The 24,586-nt window shown below is 59.4% G+C and carries 16 protein-coding genes; 12 read left to right on the top strand and 4 right to left on the bottom strand.

What is annotated here, in order from left to right:
• The first annotated feature begins 33 nt into the window (after positions 1–33).
• On the top strand, positions 34–5,946 hold the full coding sequence (locus SO156_RS10785; protein ID WP_498534873.1) for an AAA family ATPase: 5,913 nt from the start codon (positions 34–36) through the stop codon (positions 5,944–5,946).
• A gap of 136 nt (positions 5,947–6,082) precedes the next feature.
• On the opposite strand, the gene SO156_RS10780 is transcribed toward SO156_RS10785, so the two are convergent.
• The 3 genes from SO156_RS10780 to SO156_RS10770 are packed head-to-tail and all read right to left on the bottom strand — an operon-like array spanning position 6,083 to position 9,629.
• Complete coding sequence (locus SO156_RS10780) at positions 6,083–7,999, bottom strand: PAS domain-containing sensor histidine kinase (RefSeq protein WP_498534780.1); 1,917 nt, start codon at positions 7,997–7,999, stop codon at positions 6,083–6,085.
• Positions 7,996–8,451, bottom strand: coding sequence for a response regulator (locus SO156_RS10775; protein ID WP_458150734.1), 456 nt, complete (start codon positions 8,449–8,451; stop codon positions 7,996–7,998). Before SO156_RS10775 ends, SO156_RS10780 begins: the two co-directional genes overlap by 4 nt.
• Positions 8,448–9,629, bottom strand: a complete 1,182-nt coding sequence (locus tag SO156_RS10770; protein ID WP_458150733.1) for a sensor histidine kinase — start codon at positions 9,627–9,629, stop codon at positions 8,448–8,450. Before SO156_RS10770 ends, SO156_RS10775 begins: the two co-directional genes overlap by 4 nt.
• Before the next feature lie 1,047 nt (positions 9,630–10,676).
• Between SO156_RS10770 and SO156_RS10765 the strand changes: the two genes are divergently transcribed.
• The gene (locus SO156_RS10765) at positions 10,677–16,607 is read left to right on the top strand and encodes an ATP-binding sensor histidine kinase (protein ID WP_498534779.1); all 5,931 of its coding nucleotides are present in this window, start codon (positions 10,677–10,679) and stop codon (positions 16,605–16,607) included.
• Here SO156_RS10765 and SO156_RS10760 read toward each other — a convergent pair.
• Complete coding sequence (locus tag SO156_RS10760) at positions 16,585–16,965, bottom strand: response regulator transcription factor (protein ID WP_458150730.1); 381 nt, start codon at positions 16,963–16,965, stop codon at positions 16,585–16,587. The two genes, SO156_RS10765 and SO156_RS10760, sit on opposite strands and share 23 nt — an antisense overlap.
• Before the next feature lie 587 nt (positions 16,966–17,552).
• Between SO156_RS10760 and SO156_RS10755 the strand changes: the two genes are divergently transcribed.
• The 10 genes from SO156_RS10755 to SO156_RS10710 all read left to right on the top strand — a co-directional run.
• Positions 17,553–17,768: a hypothetical protein gene (locus SO156_RS10755; protein ID WP_458150729.1), complete on the top strand. Its 216-nt coding sequence runs from the start codon at positions 17,553–17,555 to the stop codon at positions 17,766–17,768.
• Positions 17,769–17,990: 222 nt separating this feature from the next.
• Positions 17,991–18,626, top strand: coding sequence for a response regulator transcription factor (locus tag SO156_RS10750; RefSeq protein WP_458150727.1), 636 nt, complete (start codon positions 17,991–17,993; stop codon positions 18,624–18,626).
• A 237-nt stretch (positions 18,627–18,863) separates the two neighbouring features.
• The gene (locus SO156_RS10745; RefSeq protein ID WP_498534778.1) at positions 18,864–19,154 is read left to right on the top strand and encodes a putative quinol monooxygenase; all 291 of its coding nucleotides are present in this window, start codon (positions 18,864–18,866) and stop codon (positions 19,152–19,154) included.
• Between the two features lie 573 nt (positions 19,155–19,727).
• Complete coding sequence (locus tag SO156_RS10740; RefSeq protein WP_498534777.1) at positions 19,728–20,198, top strand: winged helix-turn-helix domain-containing protein; 471 nt, start codon at positions 19,728–19,730, stop codon at positions 20,196–20,198.
• 34 nt (positions 20,199–20,232) lie between these two features.
• The gene (locus tag SO156_RS10735) at positions 20,233–22,050 is read left to right on the top strand and encodes an FUSC family protein (RefSeq protein WP_498534776.1); all 1,818 of its coding nucleotides are present in this window, start codon (positions 20,233–20,235) and stop codon (positions 22,048–22,050) included.
• Positions 22,050–22,253 (top strand): DUF1656 domain-containing protein, encoded by a 204-nt coding sequence (locus tag SO156_RS10730; protein ID WP_458150725.1) that lies wholly within the window; start codon positions 22,050–22,052, stop codon positions 22,251–22,253. Before SO156_RS10735 ends, SO156_RS10730 begins: the two co-directional genes overlap by 1 nt.
• Positions 22,254–22,594: 341 nt before the next feature.
• On the top strand, positions 22,595–23,458 hold the full coding sequence (locus tag SO156_RS10725; protein WP_498534775.1) for an HlyD family secretion protein: 864 nt from the start codon (positions 22,595–22,597) through the stop codon (positions 23,456–23,458).
• A 230-nt stretch (positions 23,459–23,688) separates the two neighbouring features.
• Complete coding sequence (locus tag SO156_RS10720) at positions 23,689–23,997, top strand: hypothetical protein (RefSeq protein WP_498534774.1); 309 nt, start codon at positions 23,689–23,691, stop codon at positions 23,995–23,997.
• Positions 23,998–24,175: 178 nt separating this feature from the next.
• Positions 24,176–24,409, top strand: a complete 234-nt coding sequence (locus tag SO156_RS10715) for a DUF6894 family protein (RefSeq protein ID WP_458150736.1) — start codon at positions 24,176–24,178, stop codon at positions 24,407–24,409.
• Positions 24,410–24,416: 7 nt separating this feature from the next.
• The coding region (locus tag SO156_RS10710; RefSeq protein ID WP_498534872.1) for a ClpX C4-type zinc finger protein at positions 24,417–24,586 on the top strand (170 nt) is incomplete at its 3' end.

Raw genomic sequence — 24,586 nt, 5'->3', positions numbered from 1 at the left:
CTCAATTCGAGCTACGGATGCCGGAGGCTGATGATGGTGCCGCATTCGCTGAACGTTGCTTACTTGGACGGTGGCTCTCAGGTCTTGTGGAGAGACAGCGAACGCGTCTTTCACCGTGGCTGGCAATTAGAGGATGACGGTAAGCGTCGCGCCGTGCTGGTCGCTCTTCCTGCAGCCGACCACCCATCACGTTCGAGCCTCGAGCGCCTTACGCACGAATACGAACTGAAGGATGAGCTCGACGCGACGTGGGCGGTGCAGCCGTTGGACCTCATCCGCGATGCCGAGCGAACCATGCTGGTCCTCGATGATGCGGACAGCGAGCCACTCGACCGCTTGCTCGGCGCGCCCATCGAAGCGGGGCGCTTCTTGCGTCTCGCCATTCCCGTTGCGACGGCTCTGGGCAAGCTTCACCAGCGCGGGCTCGTCCACAAGGACATCAAGCCGGGCAACATTCTGCTGAATGAGGCGACTGGCGAGGTGCGGCTGACCGGGTTCGGCATCGCCTCGCGCTTCGTGCGCGAACGTCAGTCACCTCGTCCTCCAGAGACGATCGCCGGAACGCTCGCCTACATGGCGCCGGAACAGACCGGACGGATGAACCGATCAATCGATTCCCGCAGCGACCTCTACGCACTGGGCGTAACCTTCTATCAGATGCTCACCGGTGTCTTGCCGTTTACCGCCATGGAGCCGATGGAGTGGGTGCACTGCCATCTTGCCAGGCGGCCGGTGGCGCCTGCCGAGCGGCTGAAAGACATTCCCTGCGCGGTCTCGGCGATCGTCATGAAGCTGCTCGCGAAGAGAGCCGAAGACCGCTATCAGACCGCCGCCGGCCTCGAAGGTGACCTTCGCCGCTGTCAGGCCGAATGGGAGGCAGGGCAGCGGATCGATGACTTTCCGCTCGGCGAACACGACACACCCGATCGGCTACTGATTCCCGAGAAGCTCTACGGCCGGCAGCGCGAAGTCGGGATCCTGCTCGCCTCGTTCAATCGTGTCGTCAGCGGTGGCGCCCCGGAACTGGTTCTGGTCTCCGGCTATTCCGGCATCGGCAAGTCCTCGGTCGTCAACGAACTACAGCCGGTGCTGGTAGCACCGCGCGGCCTGTTCGCTTCCGGGAAATTCGATCGGCTCAAACGTGATATTCCGTACGCGACGCTGGCACAGGCGCTTCAGAGCCTGATCCGACCGCTGCTCGGCAAGAGCGATGCCGACCTTGCGCCATGGCGCGACGCCTTGCAGGAAGCGCTGGGATCCAACGCTGGACTAATGGTGGATCTCGTTCCTGAGCTGAGGATCCTCGTCGGAGTGCCACTGCCGGTCCCAGAGCTTCCGCCGCGGGACGCGAAACGGCGCTTCCAGATGGTGCTTCGGCAAATGATTGGCGTCTTTGCTCGGGCGGAACATCCCTTGGCTCTATTCTTCGATGACTTGCAATGGCTCGATGTGGCGACGCTGGACCTTTTGGAAGACCTGTTGAGTAGGTCCGATCTCCGCAATCTCCTGCTCATCGGCGCCTTCCGCGATAACGAGGTCACCGCGGCGCATCCACTCACGCGCAAGCTGGACGCGATGCGTGCAACCGGCAAGGTGCACGATATCAAGCTGGCGCCCCTGACGATCAATGACCTCGGAAACCTTGTTGCGGACTCGCTTCGCTGCGATGCCGAGCAGGCTCACCGGCTCGCGGCGTTGGTCCACGCAAAGACGGACGGCAACCCGTTCTTCGTGATCCAATTCCTACATGTGCTCGCCGACGAGAGTCTCCTAGCCTTCGATCACGAGCGGGCGCGATGGTCCTGGGACCTCGAGCGCCTTCATGCGAAGGCGTACACCGACAATGTGGTGGACCTCATAGTTCGGAAGTTGGTTCGCCGTCCGGAAAGTACACAGCTGGCTCTGAAGCAGCTCGCCTGTCTCGGCGCGGTCGCCGACACAACCACGCTGGCGATCGTTCTGAAGATCCCGCAAGATCAAGTTCACGTGGCTTTCTGGGATGCGCTCTGCGAGGAAGTGGTCGAGCGCCGGGGAGACTTCTACCGGTTCATCCATGATCGGGTGCAGGAAGCCGCATATTCCCTGATTCCCGAAGCGTCTCGCGCCGAAGCTCACTTTCGGATCGGTCGCCTGCTGTTGATGAGCACGGCGCCGGAGCAACGCGAGCAGGCGATTTTCGAAATCGTCAATCAGCTCAATCGCGGAGCGCCATTGATCTCCTCATCCGATGAGCGCGAGCAGCTGGCCCGACTGAATCTGATTGCGGCCAAGCGCGCAAAGACGTCGACGGCCCATGGCGCGGCGCTGAAGTATCTGGTTGCTGGTGCGGCAGAGCTGCCGGAAGATTCGTGGGAGCGCCGACGCGAACTGGTGTTCGAACTGGAGCTGCACCGGGCCGAATGCGAATTCTTCACAGGCGAGCTCGCCGCCGCAGAGAATCGGCTGACGCTGCTGTCAGCCCGCGCCGCCAATATCGTCGAACGGGCGGCCGTTGCATGCCTGAGAATCGACGTATGCACAACCCGCGGCCGGATGAGCGAAGCCGTCGCCGTCGGCCTCGAGTGTCTCCAGCATGTCGGCGTGGCATGGACGGCGCATCCTGCGGACGAGGAGGTGCGCCGCGAATATCAGCTGATCTGGTCCAAGCTCGGCGGTCGCGCGATCGAGGAGCTGGTTGACCTGCCATTGATGACCGATCCCGCATCACTCGCCCTTCTCGATGTTCTGACCAAGCTCGGGCCACCCGCGGTGTTCACGGATGCGAACCTGCTGGCTCTGGTCAGCTGTGGGGCGGTCAGGCTCAGCCTCGAACGTGGCAACAGCGATGGCTCGTCCAATGCGTATGTTCGGGTAGGAATGGTTGCAGGCCCGTTTTTCGGGGACTACAGGGCCGGATATCGGTTTGGCCGAGTCGGCTACGAACTGGTCGAGCGGCGCGATTTGAAGCACTTCCTGGCCCGGATTTTCATGAATTTCGGCAACCAGGTTACGCCATGGACGAGGCATGCCGCCAGTGGTCGCGATCTGCTGCATCGGGCATTCGACGTTGCGAACAAGACGGGCGATCTCACTTATGCGGTGTACAGCCGCGCCCACCTGAATTCCAACATGCTCATGGTTGGCGATCCGCTCAACGAAGTTCAGCGCGAGGTAGAGCAGGGACTGGCGTTGGCACAGCAGATGCAATTCGGGCTCGTCATCGACGTCATCGCGACGCAGCTTGCGCTGGTCCGAATGTTGCGCGGGTCGACCCGCAGATTCGGCTCTTTCGATGATGAGGAATTCGATGAAGGCCGTATCGTAAGTCGTCTGTCTGGTAACCGGAACCTGGCATTTGCCGAGTGCTGGTATTGGATTCGCAAGCTGCAGGGGAGCTTCCTGGCCGGCGACTTTTCTGCGGCCATCGACGCGTCGCTTAGAGCGCAACCCCTGCTCTGGACGTCGCTTCCGGCCATCGAAGTCGCGGAGTATCACTTTTACAGCGCGCTCGCGCGCGCCTCATCCTATGACTCCGCTTCGGCCGATCAGCGCCGACAGCATTTGGAGGCTCTGGCCGCGCATCACGAACAGATCGGGATCTGGGCGGAGAATTGCCCCGAAAATTTCGAGAACCGCGCCGCCCTTGTCGGTGCCGAGATCGCCCGCTTGGAAGGTCGCGAGCTGGATGCCGAGCGACTTTACGAGCGGGCGATCCGCTCGGCCCAGGCAAACAGCTTTGTCCACAACGAAGCGCTCGCCCATGAGTTGGCTGCTCGCTTTTACGCGGCGCGCGACTTCGAGAAAATTGCACATCTTTACCTGGACAGCGCACGGCGGTGTTATCTCCGATGGGGAGCCGACGGAAAGGTGCGGCAACTCGACCAGCTTTATCCCTGGCTGAGGCAGGACGAGCGTGCGCCGGCTCCAGCGGGCACGATCGAAACGCCGATCGGCGATCTCGATCTCGCGACGATGATCGAGGTCTCACAAGCGCTTTCTGGCGAGATGATGCTGGAAAAACTCATCGACAAACTCATGCGCGCAGCCCTCGAGCATGCCGGTGCAGAACGAGGTCTGCTGATTGTCCCGCGAGGCGATGAGCTACAGATAGAGGCGGAAGCGATCGCTGGTGGAGAGGATATAATCGTGCATCTGCGGGCCGAGTCATACAGCACAGCGGCGTTGCCGGAGTCGTTGGTTCGCTATGGAATGCGCACCCATGAGACGGTGATACTTGACGACGCTACATCTCAGAATGCATTTTCTGCCGATCACTATATTGTTCAAGGTCGTGTGCGTTCCATTCTCTGCTTGCCATTGATCAACCAGGGAAAGCTCACCGCGATTCTCTATCTTGAGAACAATCTGGCGCCGACCGTTTTCACACCTGACCGCGTCGCCTTATTGAAGGTGCTTGCTTCGCAGGCGGCGATATCGATCGAAAACTCGCGGCTTTATGACGACCTCGCGGATCGGGAGGGGAAGATTCGGCGCTTGGTCGACGCCAACATCATTGGGATCTTCATCGCCGACCGCGAAGGCCGGATTCTTGAGGCCAATGACGCGTTTCTATCTATCGTGGGATATGACCGTGATGACTTGGTTTCGGGCAACGTGCGCTGGACCGAACTGACTCCACCGGAATGGCGCGACCGCACCGTGCGAAGCCAAGAAGAATCGACGAAGACCGGCGTGGCGCACCCCTATGAGAAGGAGTACTTCCGTAAGGACGGCAGCCGCGTGCCCGTGCTGGTCGGCTCGGCGGCATTCGACGAACAACGAGACAAAGGCGTCGGGTTCGTCCTCGATTTGACTGAGCGCAAGCGCGCAGAGGAGGCGTTGCGCGAAAGCGAGCGCGGTTTGCGCTCGGCGATCGACGGGATACCGGGTTTTGTTGGGGTTCTGGCCCCGAATGGTGAGGTCGAAGCCGTCAATCGCCAAATCCTTGAATATTGCGGCCAGTCGTTGGAGGAGTTGAGGAATTGGGGGGCGAACGGAACTATACATCCTGACGACCTTCCTCACGTTGCCGAGGCGTTCACAAAGTCGATCGCCTCCGGCGTCCCATACCATCTCGAACAGCGCCTGCGCCGCTTCGACGGGGAATATCGCTGGTTTGACAACCGTGGCATTCCACTTCGCGACGATTCCGGGCGTATTATGCGCTGGTACGTTCTCCTGACCGACATCGAGGATCGCACACAAGCGCTGGCGCGATTGCAGCAGATGCAATCTGATTTCGCGCACATGAACCGCGTTAGCGTGATGGGAGAGCTGGCAGCCTCGCTCTCTCACGAGATCGCGCAACCGATCGCCAGCGCGCGCAACAACGCTCGGGCGGCCCAGAATTTTCTGAACATTGCACCGCCGGACTTGGGCGAAGTCAGGGAAGCACTAGCCTGCGTTATTGCGGATGCTGATCGATCAGGAGAAATTATCGATCGCATCCGAGAGCAAATCAAGAAAGCGCCGCCACGAAAGGAGCGTTTTGATCTCAACGCGGCAATCCACGAAGTGATCGGACTGGTGCAAAGCGTGACCCACAGGAATGGCGTTTCCGTCCAGACGCGGCTTGCGGATGGATTGCTTCCGATTCTGGGAGATCGCATTCAGCTGCAACAGGTCTTGCTCAACCTGATTCTAAATGCCGCTGAAGCAATGAGCTTGGTTGAAGAGGGATCAAGAGAGCTGTCGATCAGCACCGCGCAGGATCAAACGGGCGTCCTCGTGGCCGTCCGCGATTCCGGGCCAGGGATTGATCCGGTGCATCTCGACCGGGTCTTCGATGCTTTCTATACGACGAAGTCAAGTGGAACGGGCATGGGGCTTTCGATCTGCCGCTCCATCATCCATGCGCATGGAGGCAATCTGTGGGCGGGAGCGAGCGAGCCTCGCGGCGCCGTAATTCAGTTCACTCTCCCCGGGGCCGAAAAGGACATGACGCGAGCGCCGAATGCCAGAGGCTGATAGGTGTTCTGCAATATGCGGGCATCGAGCCACTCGTGATTGCTCGGCGTGGCCACCAATATGAGGCGCTTCTTGCACCTCGGCAGCAGCCTGCGGTCTTGGCTCTGCCAGCTTGTAGATCCGGGGCCGCGCACGACTAGGATGCGGTAGCCGGAACAGCAGGTGCAATGAACCCGAAGATAGCGCCACATGGCAGGTTAGGCCTCGCCCACAGTCTTCCGTTATGCGCTTCAATGATCGAGCGGCAGATCGACAGCCCAAGGCCCAAACCGCCCGATTTCGTAGTATAGAAAGCGTCGAACAGGCGCTCAAGATCCGCAGGCGCGAAGCCCGGCCCTGAATCTCGCACCTCGACGCAAACGCCATCGGGTTCACTACGGGTGCTGATGAGCAGCTCCCGATCGTCTTCGTCCACATCGCGCATTGCTTCGACAGCGTTGATGATCAAGTTGATAATCACTTGTTGCAGTTGGACCCGATCTGCTCGAATGACTGGTAGGCCCTCCGCGAGCTGCGTCCGCACCGAAACGCCGTGCTTCAAAAGTTCGCCGCGGGTCAGGGCTATGACCTCAAGCGCCGCCTCGTTGATATCCAGGTCCTCCTTTCGCGGAGGCGCCTTCTTCATAAGGGCCCGGATACGATCCATCACGTCGCCCGCATGCTTGCCGGCGCTCACGATAAAACTGAGTGTCTGCCGGACCTCCTCCAGATCTGGCGGTTGAGCATCGAGCCAGTTCAAACCGGCATGTGCGCCGTTAACAACCGCGGCGATGGGTTGTTTGATTTCATGGGCAATCGAGGCCATGAGCTGCCCCATCGTCGCGACCCGGCCTGCGTGGGTCAGCTCCGCCTGCACTTCGCGATAGCGGTGCTCGCTGTCTCGTGCTTCGGCTTCCGCTCGCTTGCGTGCGGTGATGTCGTTGAAAAGGATTCCGACGCGTTTGCGCCTGGGGTCTTCGACCCGGAATGCGTAAACGTCATACCAGCGTCCGAGTTGCTTGGCTTCGCTTTCAAAGCGCATCGGCTCGCCCGTCAGGGCGATCCTGCCGTAAATCTCGAACCAGTGTTCTTCGTGCTGTGGCGCGATTTCGCGCATTCGTCTGCCGGCGGCATTCTTGATTCCCGTCTGCCGTTCGAAAGATGGGCTGATTTGCAAAAAGCGATAATCGACCGGCTTTTCGTTCTGGTCAAACAAGACTTCAATGGTGCAAAAGCCTTCGTCAATCGATTCGAACAACGTGCGGTAATTCTGTTCCGATTCGCGTAGTTCCGCCTCGGCGCGCTTGCGTTCGGTGATGTCCGTCAGGATGCCGTACCATTTGAGAATCGTGCCCTGTTCATCACGTAGCGGCACCGCCCGGACCAGGAACCAGCGGTATTCCCCGTTTGCACTGCGATGCCGGGCCTCGTTTTCGAATGGCTCACCACTTGTCATCGAATGATGCCACTTGGCGACGTGTTGATTATGGTCGTCAGGATGAATCGCAGATTGCCAACCCGATCCCGACGTCTCTTCTACGGACAACCCGGAAAAATCCACCCACTGTCGGTTTGTCCAAACACTGCTACCGTCGGCCTGCGTCGTAAACGCTATCGCAGGTATCGCCTCAACGGTATCCCGAAGCTCTTTTTCTCTCCGACGCAGCGTATCTTCGGCCCGTCGGCGCGAAGCTCGATCGCCCGCCTCGCTCAACGCGCGCCGCACGGCGGGCACGAGCCGCGACATTCTGGTCTTCAGAACATAGTCGGTGGCCCCGATCTTGAGGGCCTCGATAGCTGCTTCTTCGCCAAGAGTGCCAGAAACGAAGATGAAAGGCAGATCGGGGCAGATACTCAGTGCCAAATTCAACGCGGAGAGTCCGTCGAACGAGGGAAGTTTGTAGTCCGAGAGGATCAGGTCAAATTCCGCACGTTCAAGAGCTTCAAGAAACTCAGTGCGACTTTGCACGCAGGTGATACGACAGATTAAGTGATCGGCTTCAAGGAGCACTTCTATGAGGCCCGCGTCATTGGGGTCATCCTCCAGCAAGAGGATTCCGATTGGCGAACTCATGAGACCTTCTTTGCGCTTCCGGGGGGCGGTTGATTTATGATCGCCCAGAACATGCCCAGCTCTTTGACGGCGTTGACAAACTCGTGAAAGTCAACGGGCTTCACGACGTAAGCGTTTACCCCGAGCTGATAGGTCGCCAGCATGTCTTTTTCTTCGTGTGACGATGTCAGTACCACCACTGGTATCATCTTCAGCTTTTGATCCGATCTGATCTGCTGCAAGACCTCCAATCCATCCACTCTCGGCAGCTTCAGGTCCAACAGAATAACCGCGGGGTTTTCATCGGCGCGCGATGCGAATTGTTCTCGACAATGCAGATAATCGAGAGCCTCTTTGCCGTCGCGAGTAATGATCACCTCGTTTGCGAGTTTGTGCTCATCAAGAGCTGTGAGCGTAAGCTCAACATCCCTCGGATCGTCCTCGACAATCAGAATTCGTCCCAGTTCGCTCATGGCGCGTTCGCTGTCCTTTTCGCTGGAAGTGCGGCTTTCGGCAGTGAAAAATAAAAAGTTGCGCCTTGATCGACCGCGCCTTCGGCGCGCACCATCCCGCCATGGCGATGAACAATGCGCTGAACGGTTGCCAATCCGATCCCCGTTCCTTCAAACTCGTCAGCCCGATGCAGCCGTTGAAATACCCCGAACAGCTTATTGACGTACTGCATGTCGAACCCGACGCCGTTGTCTCTCACGAAGATTTCGATCTTGTCTCCATGGGCAACCACCGAGCCAATTTCGATTTTGGCAGGGCGCCGTGTGCCTGAGAACTTGACCGCATTGGAGAGCAGGTTCATCAGAACTAGTTTTAGTAGCGAACGATCTCCATAACAGACCGGAAGTGCATCAATCGTCCAGGAGATGTCCTGTCCCTTCGTTTGCGGCTCTATCTCGGAAACTGCCTCCTTGACCAGCTGCTGGAGGTCCACTGCCGTTGTCCTGCTTTCAGTGCGGCCGATCCGAGAAAACGCCAGCAAATCATCGATCAGGTTGCCCATTCGTTTTCCTGATTCGCGAATCGTCTGTATGTATCTTTGACTCTTGTCGTCCAGCGAATTCGGCGTATGTTTTTGCAGAAGTTCGGAGTAGCCGACGACATGACGCAGTGGTGCCCGCAAGTCGTGCGATACTGAATAGGCAAACGCCTCGAGTTCCTTGTTAGCCGCTGCCAACTCCGCCGCACGCAGATTGAGCTCCTGATTGAGCTTGCTAATCGCAGCCTCGCGCCGCTGGCCTTGTTCGAGCTCGGCCTGAAGCCGGTCGCGGGCGTGGCGAAGGTTCTCCTCGATTCGAAGCCGAACAGCGCTGAAGGAGGCAACTATGATCGCCGAGAAAACAAAAACAAGAAAGTAAGGGAGGTCTTGCGCTGAAATGTAGAAGGTGTGAACTGGCTCTACAAACAAGTAGTTGAAGGCAGCCGTGCCCAGCAGAACGGCCACGACGGCAGGCCCGGTCCCCGCGTACCAGGTGACAATGCCGATGACGAGTACAAGTACCGGCAGCGCCACATCACGGAACTGGTATTGTTGGATCGCGAGCGCAGCGGCAATCGCGATCCCCACAGAAACGACCGCGAACCCATACCGCAGGGGCGGCGACCGGACTCGCTGAAATTCGTTATCCCAATACGCCACGTTCCTCTACTCCGACGCGTATGCACGTGCGGCTTTGGGCATTTTGGGTGATTATAGCAGGTTCGGAGCTGATTGTCCGGGCCTGCGAAGCAGGCTCTTCGAGGAGCGCGGGATATTGACGCTACCGTCGCTGCGGGGGCTGGAATTGTTCTTAAAAGGAGAAATCCTGAACATGCAGTGCGGCTCGATCGAGCCGACAAAACAGACATGCAAGGCCCGCCGGGTCTCTTTCCCCTCTCGCCATGGGCGCAATGTCCTTGTTCTATGCGTCGTGCGTACCGCAAGACGGGAGCCGCGCGGCGGCAGCTCGGCAAACGCGATCTGGTTATGTCGCGTCGCTTCCAAGTGCAGATGCTAGTTTCGCTGTGCAGTCCAATAGCCGGAGCAGCGCGCGCCGGCCGATTGGCCACTCCAGGTGCCTCGGCCGGAAGCTCCCGACAGCCTTCCCGAGCCCGACGCATACCTATCCTGAACAGTCACCGACGCGCGAACCGCACCAGACTGCGCCACGTAGCCTCTGAACCTTACGAGATTTGGATGAGTTACAACTCCGTTGGTGATATTGACGGAAAAATTATAGGTCGGATCGCAGGTGCCTCGTTGGGTCACAAAGATAAGATCCCATGATCCGTCGTAAGCCGAGTGCGCTTGTGCTGCGGAAGCAAACGCGACAAGGCTTGCCACGATCGTCATACAAAGCCAAAGCATTTTCATAACAACTCCTCCCTGACCGATCACGACCATCGCGCTGTTGGAGAAACGGCTCGTCTTGCGTTTGCTGCAAGTCAAGATGTTGACGACATTTTCGCGCGATGGTGACACTGCTTAACGCGCACGTGCTACCGTCGCTAATAAAGCGCGGCAAATCTCGACAAATTGCTGCTAACCAGAAGGCGTAGTTCCGCTCGTTTCGAGCACGGAAGATGGACGGCTGGCATTTCTCTGCCGATCGGATACGATTTCTCCAGGCCGGAGAGAGGCCGCGCGAACGACGCAAAGCGTTGCTTGGCGAACTCAATCGGAAGGCCGAATGCCGGAGGCTCACAAATGGTGCCGCATTCGCTGAATGTCGCGTTCTCGGGTGGTCGCTCTCAGATCGTGTGGCAGGACGACGAACGCGTCTTTCGGCGTGGCTGGCGATTAGGCGCTGATGGCAAGCAGCGCGCGGTGTTGATCGTTGCTCCCGTCGCCGACCACCCCTCTCGTTCGAGTCTCGAGCGCCTCACGCACGAATACGAACTGAAGGATGAGCTCGACGGTACGTGGGCGGCACGGCCGCTGGAGCTCGTGCGCGATGGCGAGCGGACCATGCTGATCCTCGAGGATGCGGGCGGCGAGCCGCTCGACCGCTTGCTCGGCGCGCCCATCGAGGCGGGGCGCTTCTTGCGTCTCGCCATTTCCGCCGCGACGGCGCTGGGCAAGCTTCACCAGCGCGGGCTCGTTCACAAGGACATCAAGCCGGGCAACATTCTGCTGAACGAGACGACCGGCGAGGTGCGGCTGACCGGGTTCGGCATCGCCTCGCGCTTCGAGCGCGAACGTCAGTCACCTCACCCTCCGGAGACGATCGCTGGCACGCTCGCCTACATGGCTCCGGAACAGACCGGACGGATGAACCGATCAGTCGATTCCCGCAGCGACCTCTACGCACTCGGCATCACCTTCTATCAGATGGTCGCCGGCGCTTTGCCGTTTGCCGCCACGGAGCCGATGGAATGGGTGCACTGCCATCTCGCCAGGAGGCCGGTGCCGCCTGCCGAGCGGCTGAAGGAAATTCCCGGCGCCATCTCGGCGATCGTGATGAAGCTGCTGGCGAAGAGAGCCGAAGACCGCTATCAGACCGCCGCCGGCCTCGAAAGCGACCTTCGCCGCTGCCAGGCCGAATGGGAGGCGGAGCAGCGGCTCGACGACTTTCCACTCGGCGAACACGACACGCCCGACCGGCTACTGATTCCCGAGAAGCTCTACGGCCGGCAGCGCGAAGTCGAGATCCTGCTCGCCGCCTTCGACCGCGTCGTCGACGGCGGGGCCCCGGAATTGGTCCTGGTCTCGGGCTATTCCGGCATCGGCAAGTCCTCGGTCGTCAACGAACTGCAGCCGGTGTTGGTACTGCCGCGGGGGCTTTTCGCCTCCGGCAAGTTCGATCAGTACAAACGAGCTATTCCCTATGCGACAGTAGCGCAGGCCTTTCAGAGCCTGATCCGGCAACTTCTCGGAAAGAGCGAAGCCGAACTGCGCGAGTGGCGTGAGGTATTACTCGAGGCGCTGGGGCCCAACGGACAGCTCATCATCGATCTCGTCCCGGAACTGCAGGTCATCATCGGCGAGCAACCGCCGCTCCCAGAACTTCCGCCGCAACGTGCGCAAAAACGCTTCCAGCTGGTGTTCCGCCGCTTTATCGGCGTCTTTGCTCGGCCCGAGCACCCGTTGGCGCTCTTTCTCGACGACTTGCAGTGGCTCGACGCGGCTACCCTCGATTTGATCGAGGATCTGGTGACGCAGCTCGACGTGCAATACCTCTTGCTGATTGGCGCCTATCGGGACAACGAAGTCGACCCAACCCATCCCTTGACGCGCAAGCTGCACGCGATCCGCAAAGCAGGAGCGCCGGTGCACGAGTTTGTCCTGTCGCCGCTTGCGCACGAAGAGCTGAGAAGTTTGATAGCAGATGCGATTCGCAGCCATCCGGGCTCGGTTGCGGAGCTCGCCCAGTTGGTCCACGACAAGACGGGCGGCAATCCGTTCTTCGCTATCCAATTCCTCTCTACCCTCGCAGAAGAGAAACTGATCGCGTTCGATCACGGCAGGGGGAGCTGGTCGTGGGACCTCGCGCGCATTCACGCGAAGGGTTATACCGACAACGTCGTGGACCTTATGGTTCGCAAGTTGGGCCGTCTGCCGGTTGAAACCCAGACAGCGCTGACGCGGCTCGCTTGCCTTGGAAACATGGCATCAACAGCCACGCTCTCGCTCGTTCAGGGCACGTCGGAGGAGCAGGTCCACCGCGATCTCTGGGAGGCGGTGCGGCAGGACTTCATCGAGCGACTCGAGGGCTCGTACAAATTCATTCACGACCGAATCCAAGAAGCCACGTATTCGCTGATCTCGAAAGAACCGCGTCCCGAAGAGCATCTTCGAATCGGGAAGCTGCTTCTGCTGCACACTGTCGCCGAGAAGCGCGAGGAGGGCATCTTCGACATCGTCAACCAGCTCAACCGTGGCGCGGTTCTTATCACTTCGCTGGAGGAGCGCGAACAATTGGCCGGGCTGAATTTAGTCGCCGGAAAGCGCGCCAAGGCGTCCGCAGCGTACTCGGTGGCGCTTACTTATCTGACTATAGGCTGGGAGCTGCTGGCGGACGATCGCTGGCAACAGTGCCATGAGCTTGCATTCGACCTCGAGCTGAACCGCGCCGAATGCGAATTTCTAACCGGCGATTTTCGCGCGGCGGAGGAGCGCCTGAAGCGCATGTCTGCGCTCAGCTCCAGCGCGATCGAGCAAGCCCGCGTCGCCTATCTGGGAATCGATCTTTATGCAGCACTCGCCCGCAGCGATCGCGCGGTTCAAGTGGCTCTCGATTATCTCCGCCATCGCGGCATCGACTGGTCTCCACACCCGACGGGCGTCGAAGTGCGGCGCGAATACGATCGGATCTGGTCACTGCTTGGCCCCCGCACGATCGAGGAGCTCGTCGATCTGCCGCCGATGACCGATCCCGAATCCCTTGCGATGGTCGAGGTCCTCACCAGGCTCGGGCCGGCGGCGCAATTTACGGACAAGAACCTCCATGCGCTCGCCTCGTGCAAGGCAATCAATCTGAGTCTCGAGAAGGGCAATAGCGACAGCTCGTGCGGCGCATACGTCTTGGTCGCGACCATCGCGGGACGCGACTTCGGCGACTATAGAGCCGCAATCCGCTTGGGACGGTTAGGATGTGAGCTGGTGGACCGGCGCGGTCTCAAGCGTTTGCAGCCCGCCACCTACTGTTGGTTTGGGGGATGTGTCCAGACCTGGGCGGAACACTTTCGATCCTGCAGGGATATGTTGCGCCGGACGTTCTCGGTTGCCAATGAAATCGGCGATCTCGGTTACGCTGTGTACAGCTCGAGCATCCTTGTCTCCAATCTCCTCAGCGCGGGGGATCCGCTGGCGGAGGTTGAGCGCGAAGCCGAGCTCAACTGCGAATTTGCGCAGCATGCCCGTTTCGGGTTCATGGTCGACACGTCGAGGGCGCATCTCGGCCTCATCCGGACGCTCCGTGGTCTTACGCGCGCGTTCGGCCGATTCGATTACGGGGATTTCGACGAAAGCGAGTTCGAGGGCAAACTCCCGAGTAGCGCAGGTCAAGGTATTGCTGCTTGCTGGTGGTGGATTCGAAAGTTGCAGGCGCGCTTCTTCGCGGGCGACTATACAGTGGCGATCGAGGCCGCGGCCAACGCGGAGAAGTTGCTCTGGGCTCAGCCTACGGAATTCGCGAGGTCGGAGCACGGCTTTTTCGCGGCGCTTTCTCACGCCGCTTATTGCGATCACGATGACCAAGCTAACCGCGAATGGCACCTTGAGGCGATGGCCGCCGGCCACCGTCAATTCCAAATCCTTGCGGAGGGCTGCCCTGACAATTTCGCGCACCGCGCCGTGCTGATCGGCGCGGAGATTGCCCGTGTCGAGGGACGTCCGTTCGATGCCATGAACCTCTACGAGCGCGCCATCGGGGCGGCACGCGCAAATGGCTTTGTGCATGACGAGGCGCTCGCCTACGAATTGGCTGCTCGCTTTTACGCGGCGCACGGCTTCGAAGACATTACACACATTTACTTGCGAAACGCACGACACAGCTACGTGCGATGGGGAGCGGATGGAAAGGTGCGGCAACTCGACCGTCTCCATCCGCGGCTCCAGCAGGACGGGCGTGCGCCAGGTCCAGCGGGTACGATCGAAGCGCCGGTCGAAAATCTCGATCTCGCGACAATGATCGACGTCTCGCAAGCGCTCTCCGGCGAGATGATGCTTGAAAAGCTCATCGACAAGCTCATGCGCGCAGCCCTCGAGCACGCCGGCGCTGAACGAGGTCTCTTGATTGTTTCGCGAGGTGAAGATCTGCAAATACGTGCAGAAGCGATCGCCAGTGGAGAAGATGTAATCGTGCATGTGCGGGACAGAGCCGACAGCGCCGACAGCGCAGCATTGTTGCCGGAGTCGTTAATCCGGTACGCGATGCGCACCCGTGAGGCTGTGATTCTCGATGACGCCTCATCTCATCATGCATTTTCCGGCGATCCTTATATTCTCCAGAGCCGGGTCCGCTCTGTTCTCAGTTTGCCGTTGATCAATCAGGGAAAGCTCACGGCGAATCTCTACCTCGAGAACAATTTGACGCCGAAGGCGTTCACACCCGGCCGTGTTACGGTGTTGAAGGTGCTGGCGTCGCAGGCGGCAATCTCGCTCGAAGTTTCGCGGCTCTATCAGGACCTCGCGGATCGCGAAGCGAAGATTCGGCGTCTGGTCGACGCCAACATCATCGGGATATTCATTGCCGATCGCGACGGTCGGATTTTTGAGGCTAATGACGCGTTCCTCCGTATGCTGGGATATGATCGTGTGGACATGGTGTTGGGCCGCATTCGCTGGACCGAACTGAGCCCGCCGGAGTGGCGCGAGCGCGATCTGCTCACGCGACAACAACTGCAGTCAACAGGACTTCTTCCGCCGTTCGAGAAGGAATATTTCCGAAAAGACGGTAGTCGTGTGCCTGTGCTTATCGGCGCGGCGGCGTTCAAGGAAGGTGGTGATGAGGGCCTCGCGTTCGTGCTCGATTTGACTGAGCGCAAGCGCGTAGAGGAGGCGCTACGCGAAAGCGAGCGAAATTTGCGCTCGGCAATTGACGGGATACCCGGTCTCGTTGCGATCCTCGCCCCGAATGGCGACGTGGAAGCCGTCAACCGCCAAATCCTGGAGTATTGTGGCGCGTCACTCGAAGAAATGAAGAGGTGGGGCACAAATGGAACGATTCATCATGAAGACCTTCCTCTTCTCGCTGAAGTCTTCACAAAGTCGATTGCCGCCGGTGTGCCATACCAGACCGAAGCGCGCATACGGCGCTTTGACGGCGAATATCGATGGTTTGACATCCGCGGCATTCCGGTCCGCGACACCTCCGACCGCATTTCTCGCTGGTACGCGCTACTGACGGATATCGAGGATCGCACGCAGGCGCTGGCGCGATTGCAACAGATGCAGTCGGATTTCGCTCACATAAACCGCGTGAGCGTCATGGGAGAACTGGCCGCGTCTCTCTCTCACGAGATCGCGCAACCGATCGCGAGCGCTCGCAACAACGCCCGGGCGGCCCAAAATTTCCTGAAGATGCAGCCGCCGGATCTGGCCGAGATCAGGGAGGCTCTCGCCTGTGTCGTTGCGGATGCGGATCGATCCGGAGACATCATCGATCGTATCCGAGAGCAAATCAAGAAGGCGCCGCCACGAAAAGAGCGCTTTGATCTCAACGAGGCAATCCTCGAAGTGATCGTTTTGGCGCAAAGCGTGACTGTCAGGAATGGCGTCTCGGTCCAAACCCGGCTTGCGGACGGATTATTTCCGGTTCTTGGGGACCGCGTCCAGCTGCAGCAAGTGCTGCTGAATCTCATCCTGAACGCGGCAGAAGCAATGAGCTCCGTTGAAGAGGGAGCAAGAGGGCTGCTGATCAGTACCGATCAGGACCAGGCAGGCGTTCTCGTGGCCGTGCGCGATTCAGGGCCGGGCATTGATCCTGTGCATCTCGATAGGATCTTCGATGCCTTCTACACCACGAAGTCCAGTGGAACAGGCATGGGGCTGTCGATTTGCCGCTCCATCATCCAAGCTCATGGAGGCAAGCTGTGGGCGGAAGCGAACGAGCCTCGCGGCGCTGCATTTCAGTTCACGTTGCCCGATACCGAAAAAAAGCTAACGACTGCTTTTAACGCGATCCACCGGACTTAAAAGCCGCGCTGACACATCGTATGAGTTGGTCCTCATCCACCGGCTTACGCAGGTAACACAAGACGCCGTCGCTTAGGGCGCGAGCCCGGTCGACGTCATTAGGAAATGCCGTCACGAGGATTGTCGGAATTGCGTGGCCCGCATCGATAAGGCGCCGGCAGAGTTCGAGCCCGGTCATGGCGGGCATATGAATGTCGGTGATCAGGCACGCTGTTTCGGCGAGACGCGGGGAGGCGAGAAATTCGGTTGCTGACGAGAAAACGTCGACCGTATGGCCCAGGGATCTCATGAGCCTGCACATGGACTCGCGAAAGAAGCGATCGTCATCGACGACCGAAACCAGTACCTTTTGCATCATGCCGCCTATAACCATTCGTGGACCCATCGTGCAGGCAGCCAACAGTGCCGTAGATCCGCTTGGGATGGCTTGACTTGCGTCAAGAATGCCACCGATGCAATGCCGATGCCCCTAAACTTTGGCTTATTCCGGCGACGATTGGGAGGCCTGCCAGCAATCGCTTGGGACGGAGAACTCCCCGCCGGGCGAAGTGATCGCCAGGATCATACCCGGCGACCTCAGGACCCACGTCCGGGGCGTTGTAAGCCTTCGTATCGCCATCCGTCTCTTTTGGATGCCCGCTTTCGACCTGCGCTCAATTGAGGTTCTGGTGAGGATGCTCCTAGTCTGCAAGCGTCCGAAATGCGCAGGAGACAAAAGGAGAGAACGATGGCTTACCGCTTGGAAACTCACGGGTCTGACAGGGTCACTCGATGCGCAATCTGTGATGGCAAGTTCGGTCTCGTCCGGCACTATTCGTGGCGAACTCCGTTTTGCTCCAGGCAGTGCGTCGATCGCTTCACAGTTCGCCGCCAAAGTGACCGTAATTGGTTGGGCTGGCTCCAAATGCCATTCGACCAGTCGCCCGAACACCGCGCGAGGGCGTCATGACGCTTCAGATCTCACCACGGGGCAAGCAATATCTGAAGACTGCGCAGACTTTGCTCCGCACCGCCAAAACCATGACTGACCTGGCGATTGCGGGTCAGCTAAGGGCTCTTGCCGGCGATTATGAACGGCGAGCTGAGAAGGCTTCCCGCGATGATGCGGCCAAGGCACTCGCTCGATCGGCTGTCAGTGCTGAAGGCGAGTGGCTTGCTTGAGGTGATGGGCGTTGCTCGGCTACGATCGGGCGAGCCATAGATCCTGAAGTCGGTCAGCGCGTCGGACGGGCGAGCTGTGTCAGGTCGTAGACTTTGGTGTACCCGCGCGCATGCTTTGGAAACAATGGGGCTGTTCAGGTTCCGGGAATAGGACTAGAAATGCGCTGTCTGGCCGAAGGCCAGGACACCGGCTCATTTTCGCGGTCCTGTCGAGCAGCAGCGATGCCTGAGGCCACCTCCACCGTGTTGGTCGTCGACGACGATCCGGACCTCCGCGCGTCGGTGGGGCGGCTGCTGCGATCGCTCGGCATCAACGTTCAGCTATTTGCGTCCATTTCCGAGTTCCTCAAGTCTGATCTCCCGGATAGCCCCTCCTGTCTGGTGCTTGACATCAGAATGCCCGGTCAAAGCGGCCTCGATCTTCAGCGCGAGCTCGTTACGGCAAATAGGGAAATCCCGATTATCTTCGTCACAGGACACGGCGACATACCGATGTCCGTGCAGGCGATGAAAAGGGGCGCCATCGAGTTCCTGACTAAGCCGTTCCGCGACCAGGATCTCCTCGACGCCATTGAGCTCGGTCTCTCTCGTGATCGTGCACGGCGGGAAGATGAGAAGGACTTAATCGCTCTCAGGGAGCGTTTCGGGTCGCTGAGCCCCAGGGAGCGCGAGATCATGATTCAGGTCGCCCGCGGCCGTTTGAGTAAACAGATTGCCCACGATATCGGCATCGCCGAAGCTACTGTGAAGGTGCATCGCAGCAGAGCGATGCAGAAGATGCAGGCGGGTTCGCTTCCCGAACTCGGCCGAATGGCTGACAAGCTCAAGCTCGTGCCTGATAGGCCGCAACGTTCCTGAGCTGTCCCCTTGCGTGGCGCGCTATTCGCGCGCTCAGACAACAGTTGCTATTCGCCGACGACTGCAACCTTAAAAGCCACGTATTGCTCGCCCCAATCTTCGATCCCTGCTCGGTCGTGATCTAGCAGCAATTTGGCGCGATTTGCCGAGCTTTACTCCCGGCGCCTTCGCGTGCCGGTAAAGTAGCCCAATACGCCGTGCAATAGAGCGACGCACTCAAATCCGATGGAGACGCGAATGTTCGGAACTGTCGCAACGACCAGGATCAAGGAAGGAAAAAGCGCGGAATTCGAGAATGTCGCGACTGAGCTCGTCAAGAAGGTCAACGAAAACGAGAAGGGCTGTCTGCTGTATCAGCTTTACCATGGGGAAGTACCGAATACTTATGTGTTCATGGAGCGCTATGCCGATCAGGCAGCGGTCGATGCCCATCGCAGCACGGAATATTTCAAGACGCTTATGGGAGCGATGGCCGAATTCATGGACGGCAAGCCGATCATCCACCGGTTGAAGCAGGTCGGGACGTAAGACGAACTACGAGACGATGTCCGCTGGTGATCCTTCGAGATATTGCGCCGTCGCGCCAATTTGGTCGCTAACGAAGCAAAGCGGATGCGGCCTCGCCGCATCAGGCCAGCGCGTCTATCGGCACACGTCCCAAGATAGATAAGGCCGTTCGCCACGAGTCAGCGCGCCGCGCTTTCGGAAATTGGGTTGACGAAGCAGCTCGCAGCTCGGGAAGGGCTCTCGCGCATTTCGGCGGATCCCTCCATTGCCCGCGATCTTGCTGCGGAAGAGAGAAAAGGCCGACGGGCGCTACGCCGGCGGCCGCCTCTTGCAACTGCTGGCTCGCAGGTCCGGTTCCGACGCGATTCTATGCATGCCTGAGCACAACCAAGTCCGGATTGCCGTGCAGATGGCGATCCGCATGAATGCGCGGCCCGAACTCCTCCACTCGGCTTGTAAATCTAGGTTTAGGCAACGCAACCAAATCTGTCATCGCGCGCCACCCGCGTGGAATAGCTCGCGGTGCACAAAATCGTCAGATTGCGGTCAGTGGCATCTTTGCGGGATTAGCCTGCCAAAGCACGCGAGGTCATAATGCGCGCATCAGCTTCGACTGCAGCCTTCGGACGCTTGGAGCAATTTCATCCTGAACCGGAGCTGGATGCCGGACGCACCGCACAGCCTTTCGAGGCGGCTACACCACTCTCCCAGAAACGAAGCGGATCGGCCGGCACCACCCTAGCCGACGTTTCCTTCGGACCCTTTCGCCTGCTTCCGACGCAATTTCTTCTGCTGGAAGAAGGAAAGCCCGTGGGTCTCGGAAGTCGTGCTCTTGAGATACTGATTGCTCTTCTCGAACGCCGCGGTGAGCTGGTCAGTAAGCAGGACCTGATGGCTCGGGTCTGGCCCAATGTCTTTGTCGAGCCCGCGAACCTCACGGTCCATATCTCCGCGCTGCGTCGCGCGCTCCGTGACGGCCGTGACGGGCATCGGTTCATCGTCAACGTCCCTGGGCGTGGCTACTCTTTCGTCGCCCCGGTCGATGTATCGGGGCGTGATAACTGAGCGCGAGTGGCGAAGCATCCGCAGGGGCACGACCGTGGTCGCGATAACGTCAGAGCAGCGGTACACTGTAGCCAATATTCCGGTCAGCTCCTGGAGTTTCGCCATCCGCGTTTGGCTGGCGACCATCCTCGCCTTGTTCGTGAGCTTTTGGCTGCAGCTCGAATCGCCGACGACAGCCGCGCTTACGGTTGCAGTTCTCGCCGAACCAACCCGCGGTCAGGCGCTGGACAAGGCAGGTTTTCGATTGCTCGCCACCGTAGTGGGCGTAACAGCATCAATCGCAATCACCGGCCTCTTCTCGCAGGCGAGGGATCTGATCCTGGTGGCGTTTGCGGTGTGGCTTGGCATTTGCGTATTTGCGGCAAAGCTCTTGGACGGCTATCGAGCTTATGCGGCGGTGCTGTGCGGCTATACGGTCGCATTCATTGCGACGCAGCAGATCGATAATCCGCAGCACGTGTTTGAATCCGGCATGGCGCGTGGCGCCGCGATCGCGGTCGGCATTCTTTCGATCGCCGTCGTGAACACGTTCATGCTTGCTCCAAACGGTCAACCGCGGCTGGTTTCGCAGCTGGCGGCGATGCATCGCCGTGTCCGCGCGTATGCAAGCGCTGCCTTCCGCGGCGAGCCAGGCAGCTCGATGACATTCCTGACGCTATTGCGAGAAATTGTGGCGCTCCGGCCGGAGATCGCAAGCCTAGCTCCGGAATCGAGCAGCGGCTCGGTCAGGAGCGCTGCCGGGCGCAGTACCGCGGTCTCGCTAATCACCGAACTACAGGCTGCGCGGACCTTGAGCAGCGGTTGCGCCCCCGACGGTGATGCTCGAACCGAAGTCTCGGCACGAAACGAGTTTGTTCGACGGGACGAAGAGGTTCGACAAGAACTGCTCGCTCTGAGATCAGTCAAGTGGCCGTTGCGATCGTGGCGGGCACCCTTGTATCGCTCCTATCGAATTGCCGCCGAAAGCGCTCTCCGCGCCTCCCTGTGGCTTGCAATCGCTTCGGCCTTCTACGTTTGGGCCGGGTGGCCTGCGGCGAGCGTTTCTCTGTCTTTCGTGGCGCTGATGGTCGGATTGGGGGCCACAACGCCGAACCCGCGCGGCTTCACCGCGGTCGCGCTTGTTGCTGCGCCGATCGCAATTGTCCTGACCGGCATACTCGAGTTCATCATCCTCAATGGTGCCGACGCCTTCCCTCTACTGGCCATCAGTCTTGCTCCCCTTGTGGTCGGCGCAGCACTCCTCATCACCTCCAAAGCTCTTCTGTGGTCGTCACTTGGTCGCGCCATTCTACCTTTCACCATGCTCATCCTGGCGCCGAGTAATCCACAGACCTATAGTCCGCAGGCCTTCCTCTTCACCTCGGTGTTCATTATCGCGGCAGCCGCGTTCCTATTCGCAACGCAAACACTGATTCCTCCTGTATCCGATGACAGACGCAGGAAGCAGCTTCTGGCGGAGGCTCGCAGCGAGCTGCAGGAGCCGTTCCGTCGGAATGGAAAGGCGCTCGAAGAAGCGACGTTCCGGGACGCTTCGCGGATAGGACAATTTCTTGCCGCTGGGGGAGGGCAGGACAGTCGCGGCCTCGCAGAAATGCTCTCCTGCTTCGATCGATCGGCAATACTCCGGCTTTGCGATGCGAAGCTGATGGAATCCGCCGATGGGCCACTTGCAGATGAAGTACGCGCGGCGATCGTCAAGCGCGATGCCGCCTGCCTGCGCGCTATTGCACACAGCCTCCGCGAACAGACAGCGCGCAACGACACGATCCAGGCAGAAGTTGCGGCGAGCCTTTCCCTGACAAGCAACATCTTCGATCGCAGCCAAAATCTCGATTTTCCGGAGACAACCTGATGGCGCACACCTTTGCAGAACTGGTGGTCGGAGGCGTCTTGATGGCGCCGTTTGTAACCTACCTGGCGGTAACCCTTGTCATCGTCCTCGCGCTCCGACCGCTTCTGCATTTCGTCGGCTTTGCGAAGATGTTCAGTCACGCCGCAGTTGCGGAGCTGAGCCTGTACGTGACGGTTCTCGGCCTATTGATTCTGTTGTTCTAGAGGAGGGCGCCATGGATGCTGTCGTTCATGATGAAACCGTTCGGGAAACCGCGATGCAGGCGGGCCTCGCGCGCTCGTCGTCGATTGAAGCCGAGGCACCGGTTAGACAAGCGCGCGAATTCGACAAGATCGCCCTAAGGGTATCGGAAGGTCGCCCGGACAACGAACAGGTGGCCGCGCCTCCACCTAAATCAAAGCCACCGCGGCGAAGTCATGGCTCGCGAGCCATGCGGAATCTGTTGCGCAAGCTGGCGACGGTCGGGATCGCTGCCGTCGCAGCGACCGCCGCTCTCGTGACCTGGGACCAGTACAATGCCGGACCCTGGACGCGCGACGGGCGCGTGCGGGTGCAGGTCGCGAGTGTCGCGCCGGAGATCTCCGGAAGAATCAAGGAGCTGCGAATCGTCGACAATCAGTTCGTTCACAAGGGCGACCTTTTATACGTCATCGATCCCTTCGATTTCGACGTTGCGCTGCGCACCAACAAGGCGGTCTTGCAGCAAAGGATGGCGGACCGCAACGTGAAGGATTTGCAGTCCGAACGTCGACGACGGTTGTCGGATCTGGCGAGCAGCACCGAAGAGAAGCAGGTCTATGAGGGAAATGCGCTGCAGGCAAATGCCGCCGTCGAGTCGGCTCAGGAGCAGGTGCGACAGGCGGAGATCAATCTGCAGCGTACCGAGGTGCGTAGCCCGGTGAACGGAATTGTCACGAACCTCATGCTTCGAGAGGGAGATTACGCGCATCAAGGCGCTACCAATATTTCGATCATCGATAGGGACAGCTATTGGATCGACGGCTATTTCGAGGAAACAAAGCTGGCCCGGTTGTGCGTGGGTGATCGTGTCGAGGCCAAGCTGATGGGCTACTCCGAGCCCATCGTGGGTCACATCGCAACGGTGACCCGGGGCGTCAGCGTGTCCAATGCAGCGGCTGCGACACAGGGGCTGCCCAACGTCGATCCGGTTTACACCTGGGTACGGCTGGCGCAGCGAGTGCCGGTCCGGATCGCGATCGATCACGTGCCGGCCGGTGTACCTTTGGTGTCGGGTTTGACTGCAACCGTCACGATCCGGGACGGCCTGGACGGCGGAAACGAGACGCCCTTGCAAAGAATTCGCGCCGAACTCGAGACGAGCTTCTTCGGATTGATCGGCGAAGCTTTGGCGCGGCCGGGCTGCATTCCGGGCCCTTCGTCTCAGTAGTCGTAGAAAGCGGCTATTGCAGCGCATGTGCCCGTGTCAGCTCTCCACTGAGTGTGGTTCTGCCTCGCTCGCTAAGAAAGGCGGCACCTCTGCCGCGTCCGAAATCCGCTCTTTTAAGCCAAAGTTTATGTGGGGCAACCACAGCCGTACTCGAAACGACTCGCGTGCAATAGAACATAGACCTGAAGAATGTAACGCTCCTCGCAACAACTCGCATTATGGAGTCGCTGATGAGGAGAATCGCTATTCTCATTGTTTCTGCCGCGATGAACGCATCTACGATACCTGCGGTCGCGGCGGGTTGCGCCTCAAACAACAACATCGGCGCCTCTTGCGCTGGCTTGGCGACGGTACAAAGCCAAGTCGACAACTCCGCTGACAAGGAAAAGCGGTGTCGCGCTTACGCCACCTCATTTTATGAGTCGGTGATGTTGCGACATGCCGCTGCCAACCGCATCGACGGCGCGCGGGTGTTGGCTGCAATCGATTCAGTGATCGACGCGTTCAATGACTTGCTGGCGACGAAGTGCGGCGGTTGAGCCTCACTGTTCTCGGGAGAAATATGATCTGCGCGGTACTCAAATGATCCTGTTTCCTCTGATGGCTACCTGGATGTGGTTTCAGATCTTGGCAGCGTCACCCCTCTCATCCTCGCGCCGTGTCCTCGCCGACTCGGGCGACGCCCGTCTGCTGCGGCCCATTCAAGGGAGACTGAACATGACCCAGGTCTATTTCCACTGCTCCAACACGAAGAAGGTTTTCGTCGATCGCCGAGGCGCCATGGTGGACGATCTGGCCGAGGCGCGCGATCATGCGACCCGCGTCGTGCAATCATTTACCAATGAGGGCAGCCTCGAAGACTGGCGTGACTGGATCTTGCACGTCAGCGACGACCAGGGTGATGAGCTCTTTGTCGTCCCCTTCACTTTCGTGCTCGGCAAGCCTCACTGAGGTCGCCATGACAGTTCAGTCACTCTCAAATGGCACGCTGTATTGCTCGTTCTGCGGCAAGAGCCAGCACGAAGTCAGCAAACTGATCGCGGGTCCAACGGTCTTCATCTGCGACGAGTGCGTCGAGCTCTGCATGGACATCATCCGTGAGGCGAACAGGTCCTCGCTGGTGAAGTC

It is taken from the genome of Bradyrhizobium sp. UFLA05-125 (assembly GCF_059803515.1).
The sequence above is the reverse complement of the archived record's forward strand: the minus strand, read 5'-3'. Positions and strand labels throughout refer to the sequence as shown.